10 protein-coding genes and 4 pseudogenes are annotated in these 14,926 nt (G+C 68.2%); 8 read left to right on the forward strand and 6 right to left on the reverse strand.

Features of this window, described 5'->3' with window-relative positions:
* Positions 1-264 precede the first annotated feature (264 nt).
* On the forward strand, positions 265-2,910 hold the full coding sequence (locus Q2K21_RS21170) for an alpha-L-rhamnosidase-related protein (protein ID WP_310773329.1): 2,646 nt from the start codon (positions 265-267) through the stop codon (positions 2,908-2,910).
* Positions 2,911-2,923: 13 nt separating this feature from the next.
* Here the strand turns inward: Q2K21_RS21170 and Q2K21_RS21175 are convergent.
* Positions 2,924-3,022 (reverse strand): annotated as a pseudogene (locus Q2K21_RS21175) (IS5/IS1182 family transposase); the annotation flags it as partial.
* Between the two features lie 60 nt (positions 3,023-3,082).
* Between Q2K21_RS21175 and Q2K21_RS21180 the strand changes: the two are divergent.
* On the forward strand, positions 3,083-3,301 hold the full coding sequence (locus Q2K21_RS21180; protein WP_310781419.1) for an asparaginase domain-containing protein: 219 nt from the start codon (positions 3,083-3,085) through the stop codon (positions 3,299-3,301).
* Positions 3,302-3,525: 224 nt separating this feature from the next.
* On the opposite strand, the pseudogene Q2K21_RS21185 reads toward Q2K21_RS21180, so the two are convergent.
* Positions 3,526-3,809, reverse strand: a pseudogene (locus Q2K21_RS21185) (IS630 family transposase); the annotation flags it as partial.
* Positions 3,810-4,029: 220 nt separating this feature from the next.
* On the opposite strand from Q2K21_RS21185, the gene Q2K21_RS21190 reads away from it, so the two are divergent.
* On the forward strand, positions 4,030-4,500 hold the full coding sequence (locus Q2K21_RS21190; RefSeq protein WP_310773333.1) for a response regulator transcription factor: 471 nt from the start codon (positions 4,030-4,032) through the stop codon (positions 4,498-4,500).
* A gap of 241 nt (positions 4,501-4,741) precedes the next feature.
* On the opposite strand, the gene Q2K21_RS21195 is transcribed toward Q2K21_RS21190, so the two are convergent.
* Complete coding sequence (locus tag Q2K21_RS21195; protein WP_310773335.1) at positions 4,742-5,779, reverse strand: cysteine/serine endopeptidase inhibitor; 1,038 nt, start codon at positions 5,777-5,779, stop codon at positions 4,742-4,744.
* Between the two features lie 199 nt (positions 5,780-5,978).
* The gene (locus tag Q2K21_RS21200) at positions 5,979-7,592 is read right to left on the reverse strand and encodes a glycoside hydrolase family 18 protein (RefSeq protein ID WP_310773338.1); all 1,614 of its coding nucleotides are present in this window, start codon (positions 7,590-7,592) and stop codon (positions 5,979-5,981) included.
* Positions 7,593-8,173: 581 nt separating this feature from the next.
* Here Q2K21_RS21200 and Q2K21_RS21205 point away from each other — a divergent pair.
* The 5 genes and pseudogenes from Q2K21_RS21205 (at position 8,174) to Q2K21_RS21225 (ending at position 13,251) form a co-directional block, all read left to right on the forward strand.
* Complete coding sequence (locus tag Q2K21_RS21205; protein ID WP_310773340.1) at positions 8,174-9,823, forward strand: beta-1,3-glucanase family protein; 1,650 nt, start codon at positions 8,174-8,176, stop codon at positions 9,821-9,823.
* A 323-nt stretch (positions 9,824-10,146) separates the two neighbouring features.
* Positions 10,147-11,001 (forward strand): annotated as a pseudogene (locus tag Q2K21_RS21210) (IS5 family transposase).
* Positions 10,998-11,396: a hypothetical protein gene (locus Q2K21_RS21215; RefSeq protein WP_310773341.1), complete on the forward strand. Its 399-nt coding sequence runs from the start codon at positions 10,998-11,000 to the stop codon at positions 11,394-11,396. The pseudogene Q2K21_RS21210 and the gene Q2K21_RS21215 overlap by 4 nt, the downstream one beginning before the upstream one ends.
* Positions 11,397-11,736: 340 nt before the next feature.
* Positions 11,737-12,165 (forward strand): annotated as a pseudogene (locus Q2K21_RS21220) (ISAzo13-like element transposase-related protein); the annotation flags it as partial.
* 735 nt (positions 12,166-12,900) lie between these two features.
* Positions 12,901-13,251, forward strand: a complete 351-nt coding sequence (locus Q2K21_RS21225) for a hypothetical protein (protein WP_310773344.1) — start codon at positions 12,901-12,903, stop codon at positions 13,249-13,251.
* Between the two features lie 75 nt (positions 13,252-13,326).
* On the opposite strand, the gene Q2K21_RS21230 is transcribed toward Q2K21_RS21225, so the two are convergent.
* Both Q2K21_RS21230 and Q2K21_RS21235 read right to left on the reverse strand, forming a co-directional pair.
* Positions 13,327-14,130, reverse strand: a complete 804-nt coding sequence (locus Q2K21_RS21230) for an IclR family transcriptional regulator (RefSeq protein ID WP_310773346.1) — start codon at positions 14,128-14,130, stop codon at positions 13,327-13,329.
* Positions 14,131-14,214: 84 nt separating this feature from the next.
* Positions 14,215-14,709, reverse strand: coding sequence for a VOC family protein (locus Q2K21_RS21235; RefSeq protein WP_310773348.1), 495 nt, complete (start codon positions 14,707-14,709; stop codon positions 14,215-14,217).
* Between the last annotated feature and the right edge of the window lie 217 nt (positions 14,710-14,926).

Below are 14,926 nucleotides of genomic sequence, written 5' to 3' on the forward strand. Positions count from 1 at the left end.
CCCATGTGCCGCCGCCGTCCCCCGCTGAACCGACCGCCCTGTTCACGGGGCCTGCTTGGCCTCGCCATGGCTGTGGCCGCTGTGCTGGCCGCGGCTTCCGTGCCATCCGCCGGCGCTTCGCCTGCCACATCCGCGGCGACGTCGGTAACCGCAACGGCCGGACTCCGGGCGGCGCTTGACGCCCTGAACTACTCGCCGACCTCACGCACCCTCAAGCCGACCACCGTATACGCCACTTTCGGCAGTGTCGCGAACCCGCAGAACGTGCTGAGCGGGCAGCCGACGCGGATCTCCGGCTCGCAGTCGGCGATCACCCTCGACTTCGGCAAGGAGGTCGGCGGCCTGGCAACGTTGTCTTTCGGTAGTACCAGCAGCGACGGTCAGCGGATCGGCCTGGCCTTCAGCGAGTCGTCCCTGTACGTGGGAAACAACAGCGACCGCAGCAGCGGCCGCGACGGCGAGGACGGTGCCCTCTACGCCACGGCCTCCGCCAACGGCACCTACACGATGCCCACGGCGAGACTGCGTGGCGGCTTCCGCTACCTCACCGTCTTCCTGGACACCTCGGGCTGGGTGGACCTCAAGGGCGTCAGCCTCAACTTCACCGCGGCTCCGGGGAAAGCCAACCCGGCCGACTACGCCAACTACTTCTCCTCCAGCGACGACCTGCTCAACCGCATCTGGTACGCCGGGGCATACACGGTGCAGCTCAACACGATCGCCTCCGACCAGGGCCGCGCCTGGCCCCCGCCGGCCTCGGAGTGGGACAACAGCGCCACCGTCGGTGTGGGTGACTCCGTCCTGGTCGACGGGGCCAAGCGAGACCGTACGGTGTGGCCCGGCGACATGGGCATCGCCGTACCCACGCAGTACGCGTACTCCAACGACCTCACCTCGACCCGCAACGCGCTGACCACGATGTACAACGCGCAGTCGGCGGAGGGCGAGATCCCCTGGTCGGGCCCGCCGTTCAACCTCACCGGCTCGGACACCTACCACACCTGGACGCTGCTGGGCACGGCCACGTACTACGCCTACTCGGCCGACCGGGCGTGGCTGGACTCCAAATGGGCCAACTACAAGCGCGGGATGGCCTTCATCACCAACAAGATCGACGGCAACAACCTCCTCAATGTGACCCGCACCCAGGACTGGGCCCGAGTCGGCCAGGGCGGAGAGAACATCTCCGCCAACGCGCTGCTGTACGCCGCGCTCAAGGGCGGCGCCACCCTGGCCACGGCCGAGGGCGACAGCGCGCTCGCCGCGAGCTGGACCGGCAAGGCGGACGCGATCAAGACCGCGGCCAACTCGCGGCTGTGGGACGCCTCGAAGGGCATGTACAAGGACAACCCCACCAGCGGCCTGTACCCGCAGGACGGCAACTCCCTTGCGGTCTGGTACGGGTTGACCGATTCCGCGGCCAAGGCGAAGAGCGTCATCGCGGGCCTCGGGAAGAACTGGGGCGCGTACGGCCCCACCACCCCCGAATGGGGCGGCAACGTGTCGCCCTTCGCCGGCGGGATGGAGTTGAACGCCCGCTTCACCGCCAACGACGACTACGGCGCCCTGGCGCAGATCCGCCGTACCTGGGGCCACATGCTGAACAGCGACATCGGCACCAAGAGCACCTTCTGGGAAGGCATCAAGGTCGACGGCGGCCTCGCCTACGGCGGTTCGTTCATGAGCCTGGCCCACGGCTGGTCCTCCGCGCCCACCTCCACGCTCACCTTCGACGTGCTGGGCACCGCACCGGAGTCGGCGACCGGCGCGTACCGCTTCGTCCCGCACCCAGGCGACCTGACCAGCGCAGAAGGCCGCATCACCATGCCCCAGGGCGCCGTCAACGCCTCCTGGTCCCGCGACCCCGCCGCCGGCACCTACTCGGCGCACCTAGCCAGCCCGTCCGGTACCACCGGCCGTATCGGCGTCCCGAAGTTCGGCGGCGGCAACGTCTCGGTGTCCGTGAACGGCACCGTCGTCTGGAACAACGGATCCTTCACCCCCACCCCCGGCATCACCGGTGCGAGCCAGGACGACACCTACGTCTACCTCACCGGCGTCGCCCCGGGCAGCTACACCGTGACCGCCACCGGGCTGGGCAACCCGCCCGCACCTGCCGAACCCGGTACCGCTGCCCTGCGCGCGGGCTTCACCCGGTGCGCGGGCGAGGGCGGCACCTGCTCCTTCAGCGGCACCCGCTCAGTGGCCTACGGGGCCGGGACGTACAGGTACAAAACAGTGACCGGCAGCACTGCCTGCACCAACGCCTCCTTCGGCGGCGACCCGGCGTCGAACCTCGTCAAGTCCTGCTACGTCGCCGACGTGGGCGGTCCGCCCGGATACACCGTCTGCGCGGCCGAGGGCGGCACCTGCTCCGTTCCCGGCTACAACCGTGACGTGGTGTACGGCGCCAACGGCAACTTCGCCCACCAGGTCACCAACGGTTCCGTCGCCTGCACCAACGCCCACTTCGGCGATCCCATCGACGGTGTCGCCAAGTCCTGCTACCTGCCGCCTGACGGCGCCCCGCCCGGCGGCTGGACCAAGTGCGCCTCCCAGAACGGCACCTGCCCGGCCGCCGCGGGACAGCCGGTGATGTACGGCGCCTTCGGCGCCTTCACCACCATCACGGCCACCGGCGACACCCCGTGCACCGACGCCACATTCGGCGACCCGATCTTCGGTGAGTCGAAGGCCTGCTACACCGCCACCGCCGGCCCGCCCGGCTACGCCACCGCCTGCTCCGACGAAGACGGTACGTGCGCCTTCAGCGGACAGCAGACCGTCGCCTACGGCGCACGGGGCAGTTTCGCCTACAGGTCGTTCACCGGCGGCACGGTCTGCACCACGGCGGCATTCGGCACTGATCCGCTGCCCGGCGTGCGCAAGACCTGCTACCTCACGCCCTGAGGGGAATGCGAGGGCGATTTCGGCCGGTCAGCGATACCGCGAGCGGGATGTCCTGGCCGTCGGCGAGGACGTGGTCCTTGCTGCCCGGCCGTGCACGGTCGACCGGGCGGGGGCGCTTGGCTGCCGGGGGCGCGATCAGTTGTTGCCCGGACGGAGCGGAAGGCACAGGGGTATGGGCATCGCACTGTTCACGCTCGGCGGCACGATATCGATGGCAGGCCACACCCAGGGCATCGGAGGCGTCATCCGGTTGAACGGAGCCGACCTTGCCGCGGCCGTGCCCGGGCTCACCCAACTCGGAATGCCCCTGGACATCCACGACATGGATGCCGTCCCCAGTGCGAATCTGACCTTCGCGCATGTCCTGGCCCTGGCGGATTCTGCGTCATAGGCGGTGCAGGCCGGGGCCTGCGGGGTGGTGGTCCCCCAGGGGACCGACACCCTGGAAGAGACTGCCTTCCTGACGCCACCGCGTCCCGTACCCGCGGCAGGGCCTCCTGGCTCTCGGTTTGGTTCGCACCCCCGAACTACCAAGAGGTCCTGCTGTCATGCGCCGGCCCTCGCGCGATCACCCGATCAGGAACCCTGTTCGACCAGTCCGCCCCCGTGATGGGTTTTGAGCAGTTGGTGGGCGCCGTCGAGGAGGTGAATGGAGTCACTCTCGCCGAGCGAGCGGCGCTCGCCTTTGCGGCCGGACACCTTGACCCTCGGGGTGATGCCACGCCGGCCCCAGGCGCGGCCCTTGGGCGGACGGCCGGTCACGCCCGCTTCATCTTCGAAGAAGATCCACGCCCCGGCCGCCGCCCGAAGGGTTTTAGCTCCTGCCAGGTCACCTCCCGCCACGTGGCGACGGCTTCCTCGTCACGCTCGGCGGCGGGTCTGTCCGGCATGTTTGGGCTCTCGCGACGCTCCTGAGACAGGGAGCACACCGGCAACCGACCTGGGGTAGTGATGGCCTTGCGGCGTATTGCGGTCTCCGTGCACACCGACGACCCAGCCTGGCGGCCCATGCTGACCGACCGGCTGCGGACCTGCCCAGCGCTGCGGGTCACGGACAGCCGGCGGCAGGAGCGTGCGGCCGTCGCCCTAGTCGGGTCGGAGAGCCTTCACGAACGTTCCGTGACACTGTTACGGGACCTGCGGGACACCTCGCTCGCCCCGGTTGTGCTGGTGGCGTCGCAGATGGAAAGCACCGCGCTGGCCACGGCGATCGAGCACGGGGTGGTCGGACTGGTCCTGCTCACCCAGGCGACCCCGTCCAAGCTCTCCCAGGTGGTCCTGTCGGCGGCGCGCGGAGAGGCCAGCATGCCTGCCGTACTACTGGACGGCCTCGTCGGCCAGGTCCGCTGCCTCCGGCACACGACGGTGAGCGCTGTCGAGGCCGGCGGGGGCGCCGCACCACGCCTGGACGCCCGGGCGCTGAAGGTGCTCGCTATGGTGGCGGACGGCTACGACACCAGGGAGATCGCCAAGGAGCTGTCCTACTCCGAGCGCACGGTGAAGAGCATCCTGCACGACATCACCAGCCGGCTACACCTGCGCAACCGTGCGCATGCGGTCGCGTACGCCCTGCGCGAGGGGCTCATATGACAGTCGCAGCCCTGCGCGCCCTTCCCTCGCTCGGCCGGCACACAACTTCCGCTACTTGCAGCGGCCGGCCACGCGGCGGCAGCAGCGGGCGGCAGCGTCGCCCAGCGGCGGCCGTCGAGGGGCGCGGCTGCGCCGGACGCGGGTCGGCCCGCCCTGGTGGGGGCGGGCCGACTGACGGTGAGGCCCGGTGGTCGGCGGGGACGCGGGGCGGTGCCGGTCACCGGGCGGGATCGCCGGGTGGCTACTGCAGCACGTAGCAGTTCTTGGCGGTTCCGGGGATGGGGTCTGTGAAGGCGCTGTTGCTGCACGCATAGGAGCCGGTGCCGACGCGGTAGTAGTACTTGCCGTTCGCGCCGAAGGCCACCTCGTGCGTGCCGCTGAAGGAGCAGGTGCCGTTCTCGGACGCGCACTGCGTCCAGGTGCTGAAGGACGGCGGGGCCCCGATCAGGTAGCACTTCTTGGCGACGCCGCTGGCCGGGTCATCGCCGCCGAAGGCGGTGGTGTTGCAGCCGAGGTTGCCCGGCACAGTGGCGTACTTGTACGAGCCGTTCGCGCCGTAGGCTACGGTCATCGTGCCCGCGTACGAACAGGTGCCGTTCTCGTCGGCACACGGCACCCAAGCGTTCGTCGTGGTCGGTGCGGGTTCGGAGTAGCACGACTTGCTGACGCCGCTGATCGGGTCACGGAAGACGGAGTTGCTGCAGGAGACCGAGCTGCTCACGGTTTGGTAGTTGAACCAGCCGTTGGCGCCGTACGCGACCGTGGTCGCCCCGCTGACCGCGCAGCTGCCGTTCTCCGACGCACACTGCGTCCATGTACCCGGCAGCGCCGCATAGGAAGCGTTGCCACCGCCGTTCGTGTACACGAACTGCCAGGTGATGCCCGAGACGTTGCCGATACCTGTGTCGGCGAGTTGCGCGAAGGCCGGTTGGCTGAGGTCGATGCGGGTCGAGTCGCAGCTGGGGCACTTGTCCACGACCGGCACGGTGATGGTCTTGCCGTTGTAGGTGACCTGGACGGAGATACCCTTGCACAGATCGTCGTTGTTGGGGTTCGCGGCCGTCCAGTAGGTGTAGGACACGGCCACGAAGGACTGCGACGTTGCATCGATGGCGGTGCCGCAGGAGCCGGTGCCGATGTCGTTGTAGTAGGTCATCGAGCCGGTTATGGCCTGGCCGATCGGGATGGCGGCGAACGCCGGCTGGCTGCCGAGAACCATCAGGGCCAAGCCTGTGAGCAGGGCGCAGGCCCACAGGCGTATGCGTTTGAGAACGCGCACGGGTAGTCTCCAGGTGAGTGTGTGTGCATGCGGTGGGGCCGGCGGCCCCACCGGTCCGCACCTGGCGCAGGAGCGAGGGGCGCGGCTGCGCCGGACGCGGGTCGGCCCGCCCTGGTGGGGGCGGGCCGACTGACGGTGAGGCCCGGTGGTCGGCGGGGACGCGGGGCGGTGCCGGTCACCGGGCGGGATCGCCGGGTGGCTACTGCAGCACGTAGCAGTTCTTGGCGGTCCCGGAGATGGGGTCATCGAAGGCGGTGTTGCTGCACGCGTAGGAGCCGGTGCCGACGCGGTAGTAGTACTTGCCGTTCGCGCCGAAGGCCACCTCGTGTGTGCCGCTGAAGGAGCAGGTGCCGTTCTCGGACGCGCACTGCGTCCAGGTGCTGAAGGACGGCGGGGCCCCGATCAGGTAGCACTTCTTGGCGACGCCGCTGGCCGGGTCATCGCCGCCGAAGGCGGTGGTGTTGCAGCCGAGGTTGCCCGGCACAGTGGCGTACTTGTACGAGCCGTTCGCGCCGTAGGCTACGGTCATCGTGCCCGCGTACGAACAGGTGCCGTTCTCGTCGGCACACGGCACCCAAGCGTTCGTCGTGGTCGGTGCGGGTTCGGAGTAGCACGACTTGCTGACGCCGCTGATCGGGTCACGGAAGACGGAGTTGCTGCAGGAGACCGAGCTGCTCACGGTTTGGTAGTTGAACCAGCCGTTGGCGCCGTACGCGACCGTGGTCGCCCCGCTGACCGCGCAGCTGCCGTTCTCCGACGCACACTGCGTCCACGTACCCGGCAGCGCCGAATAGGAGCCGCTGGAGGTGAACTTGTTGAAGGCGACGGCGAAGTCGCCGGTGTTCTGGCTGATGCCGCTGCAGCTGGAATCTGCCGTGGTCCGGCCGGCGCAGTTGCCGTTGTCACGCCCCTCGGACCAGAAGGCGACCTCGGTGATGCCCATGGAAGAGGCATGGGAGACGACCGTGGACGCGTTGGAGAGGGTGAAGATCTCGCCGGGGCTGTCGTTCTGCCCGATCATCGGGGTGACTCCGAGCATCGCGTTCGCCTGCGCGGTGGACTTGCCGTAGATGGAGGCGAGCTGACTGGACGTGGCGTCCAGGGCCTGGTTGGCGGCAGTGCCCATGTCGGTGCCCGACGTGCCGTAGTCCATGGCCATGAGGTTGACCACGTCCGGCGTGAAGCCGTTGTTCCTACCGCTGTTGAGCACATACTGCCCGTCGGAGGTCAGCCCCGAGGGCAAGACCGGGATGGTGTACGTGATGGACAGCGGGCGTCCGTTGGTGGCAGCCCAGGAGCGCACCAGGGCGAGCGCCTGGTTGGTGCGGTCGACGTCGGTGTGGTTGCTCAGCCCGTTGGACTCGATGTCGTAGTCGATGTGGCTGACGTTGAACGTGGTGATCACGTTCTCGATCTGGGAGGCCGCGGCCGAGGCCGAGGAGCAGGTGTTGCCCAGATCGGTGCCGTTGGTGTCGCTGGTATAGCCGCCGAAGGCGATGCTGACATCACCGCCGATGGCGCGGAGGTTGTCGATCTGCGTCTGCCAGCTTGCGGTGTTGTACATGGACCACTGGCAGTTCGCGCCGTCGACGAACCCCAGGGTGAAGTACTTGTTGCCGTAGTTGTTCGCCACGGTCGTCAGGGTGGTGTTGTACATCCCCGTGTCGACGTACGGGGCGGAGTAGTGCGCCGGCCACTGGTTCGGGCTGGACGCGGCGGCCGCAGTGGAGGTGAGGGCCGGAATCGAGGAGAGGCCTGCGGCCGCCAGGACAGTGGAACAGAGCAGGGACAGCAGACGAGAGATACGGGACATGCAGGATCGCTTTCCGCCGGAACCGCCGCCGGACACGTGTGTGTTGCCGGTGACGCCTGGAGCCTGTCTTCCGGCTGTGAAGGGAGCGTGAGCCGGGCAAGAGATTGGACTGGACCACGCGGCGAGTCAAGAGTCCGAATTCCCCCGAAGGATCCGCCTATTTCGGCCGCTTTCCATCGGGTGGAGCCGCCGCCACCTGTGGAAACCTTGGGTAAGCGAGCCAAGTACGGCCACCGTTGATGCTGCCCGTTCGGGCAGCCCTTGGTCACCGCTTCACGGGGCCTCTTGACCGGTGATCAGCCACAGCCTCAGAATGCGTCTCACCCCGGCACCCCTCCAACGCCCTGCCGTCGCACGGCGGCCACGCGCCCCCCTTGCACAACCCGGACCTTCCAACGCCCTGTCGTCGCACGGCGGGCACGCGCACCCCCCTTGCACAACCCGGACTCCGGCACGCGTCCCGACCGCCTGAACCCACACCTTGGCCCTCTGTCGGTCCGGACCAGTTCCGCTCAACTCCCCTACCCGACGGGTCGGCACCGCAAAGGGCCGTCCGCTCTGGCTTTCTCCAGGAGCAGTACGTGCTTTCCAGGCGTTCCTTCCTGACCACGGCCGGTGTCACCGCCGCCGCGGTCTCACCTCTGCTGTCAGGCCTCACCGTCACCCCGGCTACGGCAGCGGCCCCGTGGCTGCCGATCTCCCTTCAGAACAACTCCGGCAACGCCACCGTCTACGCGTACATCAGCGGTGCCGACAGTACCGGCTGGCCCGGGTTCGTGGCCTCCGACGGGCGCTTCCACCGGTTGCCGAACCCCTCGGCGAACCTCACCCCGGCCCCCGACTACTCCTTCCAGCTCGGCCCCTCGGGGTCCGCGCCCACCACGTTGACTCTGCTCGACTACGTCATCGGCGGCCGGGTCTGGTTCTCCGTCGGCAAGAAGATCCAGTTCTTCGTCAACCCGGGCAGCGTGCCGGGCCTGGTGCAGCCCGGGCTCACCAGTTCCGACCCCAACTGGCAGACCAACTGGACGTTCTGCGAGTTCACGTACAACAGCGCCAACTTGTACGCGAACATCAGCTACGTCGACATGGTCGCGCTGCCGGTCTCCATGCAGAGCACGGGCAGCGCCGGCAACCAGTCGGTGAGCCCACTGCCCACCGGCGCGCTCGGCTCCATCGCCTCCGGGCTACGGGCCCAGCACACCGCCGACGGCGCCCCGTGGGACCAGCTCGTCGCCACGGACTCCTCGGGCGGCGTCCTACGGGTGCTGTCGCCCACCCATTCGCCGACCGACTTCGGCTCCTACTGGAACTCCTACCTAAACTCGGTCTGGAACTACTACCAGACGCACACGCTGACCATCGACACCCAGAGCGGCTATGGGGAGTTCTCCGGCACTGTCGTCAACAACGTCCTCACCTTCGCCGGACTCAACACCAACGGCGTCCCGTTCACCAAGCCCAGTGCCGCCGACATCTTCGGCTGCGCCAGCGGTCCGCTCTACAACTCCGGCGGGGACGCGCGCGGCGCCGTCACCGCCCGCCTCGGCGCCGCTCTCAACCGCAGCACACTCCTGGCCGGCGGCGGCTCGTCCCAGCCGAACGGCGTCTCCCCCTCGCAGTACTACCAGACCGCGACGACCAACCACTACGCGCGGCTGGTGCACAAGTACGCCACCATCGGCTACGCCTTCCCCTACGACGACGTCGGCCCCACCGGCGCGGCGCCGGTGGACGGGCACCTCCAGGACGCCGCCCCGACCTCCTGGGCCATCTCCCTCGGCGCCGGATCGGGCGGCACCCAGCCGCCCAGCGGCGGCGTCAGCGCCTACAGCACCATCCAGGCGGAGACCTTCAGCGCGCAGAGCGGCACCGCGACGGAGACGTGCTCTGACTCCGGGGCCGGTTCCGACGTGGGCTGGATTTCCGCCGGGGACTGGCTGAAGTACTCGGCCGTGGACTTCGGTTCAACCTCGGCGTTCCAGTTCGTTGCCCGGCTTGCCTCCGGAGCGGCCGGCGGTGTCAGCGGAGCGATCGAGGCCCGCCTGGACAGCACGACCGGAACGAAGATCGCGGAGATCGACATCGCCAGTACGGGCGGCTGGCAGAGCTGGCGGACGGTGCCCGCCAACATCGTCGCGTCGGCGACCGGCGTCCACGACCTCTACCTGGTGTTCGTCGGCAGCATGTCCGACTTCGTGAACGTCAACTGGTTCACCTTCACCAAATGAGCGGAGCGGGCATTCCAACAGGCACGCCCATCCGCCACGGGGCAGCGGACGGACGGGGCCGTGCGGGCTGTCAGCCGGACCTGCGCTTTGGGCGTGGGGGCAACCGCCGCCGACCGGGTGCCGGACCTGACGAGAAAGCAGCCCAAGCTGTGACGGAGCGTTGTTTCTGTAGTGGTTGAGTGGTTGTGGGCTGGTGTTTTGTGGTTGTGGTGGGGATTTGAGTGGACGTTAAGTCCTGTCTTTCTCGGTTTGTGATCGCTCGATCGTGGTACTGATCGTCGCGCAGGCCGCCTGCTGGGCATGTCCATGTTGAGATGCGGGGCATGAAGCGAGAGCCGTACCCGAGCGACTTAGCGGACGAGCAGTGGGCGTTGATCGAGCCGATGATCACGGCCTGGAAGCAGGAGAGGGTGGCGCGGTCAGCGACCGGAGATCCCGGGTCCTGCGATCTGCGGGAGGTAGTGAACGCGATCTTCTATCAGAACCGGACGGGCTGCCAGTGGCGCTATCTGCCCCATGACTTCCCGGCCTGGTCGGCGGTGTTCTACTACTTCGGCCTGTGGCGCGAGGACGGGCTCGACCAGCGGATCCAGGAACTCCTGCGCTGCCAGGTACGGGAGAGAGCCCGGCGATTAGAGGACCCGTCCCTGGTGATCATCGACACTTAGTCCGTCCGCGCGGCCGCGGGTGTCCCGAAGACCACGACGGGACTGGACGCCAACAAGAAGGTGTCGGGGCGCAAGCGGGGACTGGCCGTCGACGTTCTGGGGCTGATCATCGGCGTCGTGGTGCTGGCCGCCTCCGCCCACGACAACGCCGCCGGCACCGCCCTGCTCGACCAGGCGGCCGAGCGGTGCGGGATGCGTCTGGAGAAGGCCCTGGTGGACCAGGGCTTCAAGGACGAGGTTCTCATCCACGGCGCCCTGATGGACATCGACGTCGAGGTCGTCCGCCGCAACCCCGAAGACCAGGGCAAAGGCTTCGTCCCGCAACCGAAGAGGTGGATCGTGGAGCAGGTCAACGGCACGTTGATGCTGCACCGCCGCCTGGCCCGCGAGTATGACCACCGCCCCGACACCTCCGCCTCGCGCGTCTACTGGGCTTCCATCGCGAACATGGCCCGCCGCCTCACCACAGCCGCCCCCACCTGGCGCGACACCCTCGGGCTGGCCGCGTGAACATCAGCGAGCTCCTGGCAGACCTCCAGGACCAGCACGACAAAACCACGGCCCGGGCCAGCGAACTACGCGACCAGATCGACCACTTGACCGCCGCCCTGGCCGAGACCGAAGCGCGACTCGCAGACCTGGCCACCACCCGGAAGATCATCGCCGAACGCGTCCCGCCCGGGAACAAGCCCGATCCGCCCGAGACGAACACCGCCTACCAGGCCATCGTGAACGCCTTCAACCAGCACCCCGGCCGGGCATTCCGAGCCCGCGAGCTGCACGAACTCCTCGGCATGCCCACCGACGAGGCGACCGTCAACGTCACCCGCAGCCGCCTTGGACGCCTCGTCCGACAAGGCTTCCTCACCCAACCCGGACGAGGCCGCTACCAGAAACGGACTTAACGTCCACTCAGATCCTCAGGATCCAGTGTCTCGTGTGTCCAGGATCAAGGGTCAAGGCCCGGTTTTGAGGAAGGCCACGGAAGGATGGTCAGCCGGTTCTTCACGAATATCAAACCGAAGACGGGGTCAGTCGCCAAACGGATGTGGAACATGCTCTCCAAGTACCTGAACTTGCAGCCCTGGCCATGGGGCAGGTCACCCTGACGCTGACTTTCGGACCATAAAGCCGACGACATGACTCTGTTGGTGATCAGGGGCCTGCCGATCAATAACTCTTCGGTTTTCGTGGGCTGTTGGGTCGTAGGATGCGGGGGTGTCGGAGGGGACGAAGGCAGAGCTGGTGGATGCGTTCGGGCTGTTGCTGCCGCATCTCGATGAGCGCCAGCAGCGACTGACGCTTGGCGCCGCGGCCCGCGTTCTGGGCCACGGCGGGATCCGCATGGTGGCCGGAGCGGCCGGGGTGGCGGAGTCCACGGTGTCGCGCGGGAAGCGGGAGCTGGAGCACGCGGAGGAGCCCGCTGGCCGGGTCCGGGCACTGGGCGCGGGTCGGAAGCCCTTGCGGGAGGCCGATCCGGGGCTGATGCCCGCGTTGCTGGCTCTGGTCGAGCCGGACCAGCGCGGCGACCCGGAATCTCCGCTGCTGTGGACGGTGAAGTCCACCCGGAATCTGGCGGCCGAGCTGACGCGTCAGGGGCACCGGGTCGGTTCGGACACGGTGGCCGCGCTGTTGAAGGCGGAGGGCTTCTCTTTGCAGGGCACCTCCAGCACTCCAGCGACGAGGTGATCCGCACCTCGACCTCGGCCAAGTCCTCCCACGGGCAGTCGAGGGATCCCGCGACGGCGACGGCGTTGCGCTGGAGGTCCTCGCGGAGCAGACCCAACGCATGATGCACCAGGTCGGTCGCTTCCTTGTCGACGGGCACGTCCTCCGCGGGACGGAAAGTAATGTCCGCCGCTCCCAACTCGGTCACCCGCAGGGGCCCGAGGAGCGCCCTAAACTGTTCGAGTTCCGCGCCCGGCAGCCACACCCCGCTCTGGACACCCTCAGCGGCGGAGTGTCGTCCGAACTGCGGCGCGTCGATCTGGCCGACAGCACGGTCTGCGTCAAGAGGGCCCTGGAGAAGCCCAGGGTCAAGGGTGAGTGGCACGCCCCGATCGGCAGGAACCGCTTGGAGCGGGGACTGGCTCAGGTTCGCCACCAGTTTCGTGCCCAGCCAGGTGCCCGACCCGCTGGCGCACGACGAGGATCGTGGTCTGTTCGCGATGGGCTGTCTGCCGGAGCAGAGCCATCCGGTGTGGAAGGCACTCCTGCCGGCGGGGGCCGTCCATGAGCGGGACGCCGCGGCAGTCGGTGACCTGATCGGCAGGTTGCACACCGACGACAACTTCATGAGCATCCGCATCGAGCCCTATATGGCATCGACCGCGCGAAGGCACCCCGGTCTCGCGGACGCGTTCCGACGTGTGGCCCGGTCCACGACAACGACCCATCTGGCGGTGGTCCTTGGCGACGTCAGCCCCAAGAACATGCGAATGCGCCTGGTACGGCGATCCGGCGTTCGACATCGCCTTCGTCGTCAACCACCTGGTGCTCAAGACACTCGTGGTCGCCCGCCGAAGGCATGCGCTCCTCCCATCGGCCCACGCCCTGGTCGACGCCTACGCCCGACACGTGACATGGGAAGCCGTGGACGACACCCTTGCGCGGGCGGCCAAGCTGCTGCCGACGCTGCTCCTCGCCCGGGTCGACGGCCTCTCTCCCGTGGAATACCTCGATACGACACAACAGGGGCCGTACGAACGGTCGCCAGGAAACTTCTCGGTGCCCCGAGCCCGGATCTGCATTCCGTCATGACGAGACGCGGTCCACCTGTTGTTCAGCACATCCGACTGAACCGGCCGGCCCGGTGACGTCTCCCCAGGACTGCGATCAGTCCCCGGTCACCGCCAGCCGCTCGCTGATGTGCTCGGCGGCGCCGCGCACAGCCTGGACCACTTGGTCGAGCCGGCGGTCGGGGATGCGATGCTCCAAGGCGGCCACGCTCAACGCGGCCAGGACAGTCCCGGAGGCTCCCCGCACGGGCGCGGCGATTCCGAGAATGTCCGCGTCGAGTTCACCCCGACTGACGCAGTGTCCGTCACGGCGGATTTCCGCGAGCCGGGCCAGCAGCACGTCGACGTCCGTCATGGTGCGCGCGGTGAACCGCTGCAGACGCTGCCCCTCCAGCAGCTCCCGGGACTCCTTCTCGGGCAGCCACGCGAGCAGCGCCAGGGCAGAGGCCCCGGCGTTGGCCGGCAGAACGCTGCCACGCTCGTAGGAGATCCGCACCGGATGCTCCGCCTCGCACCGCTCGACGCAGATGGCGGCTCCTCCGGCACGCCGGGTGAGCAGCACCGTCTCGCCGACCTCGGCGGACAGGTCCCGCATCACGGGCAGGGCCACCTCGGACAGGCCGTATCCGCGCCGGGCCAGACGCGCCAGCTCCAGGACCCGCAGCCCCAGACGGAACCCGCCGCCCGGATCCTCTTCCAGGAAACCGCTCCCCACGAGGCTCTGCAGATAGCGGTAAGCGGTCGAGCGCGCCGTCCCCAGCGCGGTGGCGACTTCCTGCCCGGAAATGGACAGCTTGCTCTCCGTGAACAGCCCGAGGATGTCGAGTGCGCGGTCCGCGGTCGAGTTGCGCTCCCGGTACTGGCTGACCGGGACTGCAGATTCTGACTTTCGTCCTGTCATGCAGGACATCGTAAGGGGCTGCCGCCCGCTGCACCTACAACACCGGAGCCACCCCCACCGCGAGCGGGGACGGCTCCGCCGGAGCTACTGGACGGGCTGGTAGGCGGCGCCGCCGTCGCTGAGCAGCCGTTCGGCCTCCGCGCAGATCTCCTCGGGAGACAGCGCGAAGTCGATGGTCTTGCGGAAGGGCTGCCGTACATCCCGCTCGATGCGCAGATAGACCTCGTTGCGGTTGCTCTCGGGGTCGAAGAAGTAGATGCCGAGGGCGTTCCCGTGGGTCACCTCCTGCTGCACCTTCACCCCCTCCGCCTCGAACCGCCGGTGGAAGGCGCGCAGATCCTCCACGGACTCCACCCGCCAGGAGATCTGGTGCTGCTGCTTGTCGCCGATGGGAGACGTCCGTCCGGTCTGGAGCACGAACTCGTGATGTTCCTCATCCGGCTTCGCGCTGAAGAACACGATCCCGAAGTCCGCGTCCTCGTCGGTAACGGTCAGCCCCATGACGCGCTCGTAGAAGTCCCGCATCTTCGGCAGGTCGTACACCCAGAGTCCGGTGTGGCCGAGTCCGGTGATAGCCATGCTGCCACCCTTTGCTTGTCTCGTTTTGCAGGACATCAATCCTGCTATACGCAACTAGCGTACGATCGGTGTTCGCATTGGTCAATCAAGGAGAGGTGCGCCTCGCAAGCAACTTGCGACTCTGCGAGTGGGCGACGGGAGGCGGGCGGCTCGACGCGCGGGAGACTCCTATGCGCTGCTCCCGCACGCCGATCTCGGCGTGCTGCTCGGCTCCGGC

Source organism: Streptomyces sp. CGMCC 4.7035 (genome assembly GCF_031583065.1).
GTDB lineage: Bacteria > Actinomycetota > Actinomycetes > Streptomycetales > Streptomycetaceae > Streptomyces > Streptomyces yaanensis.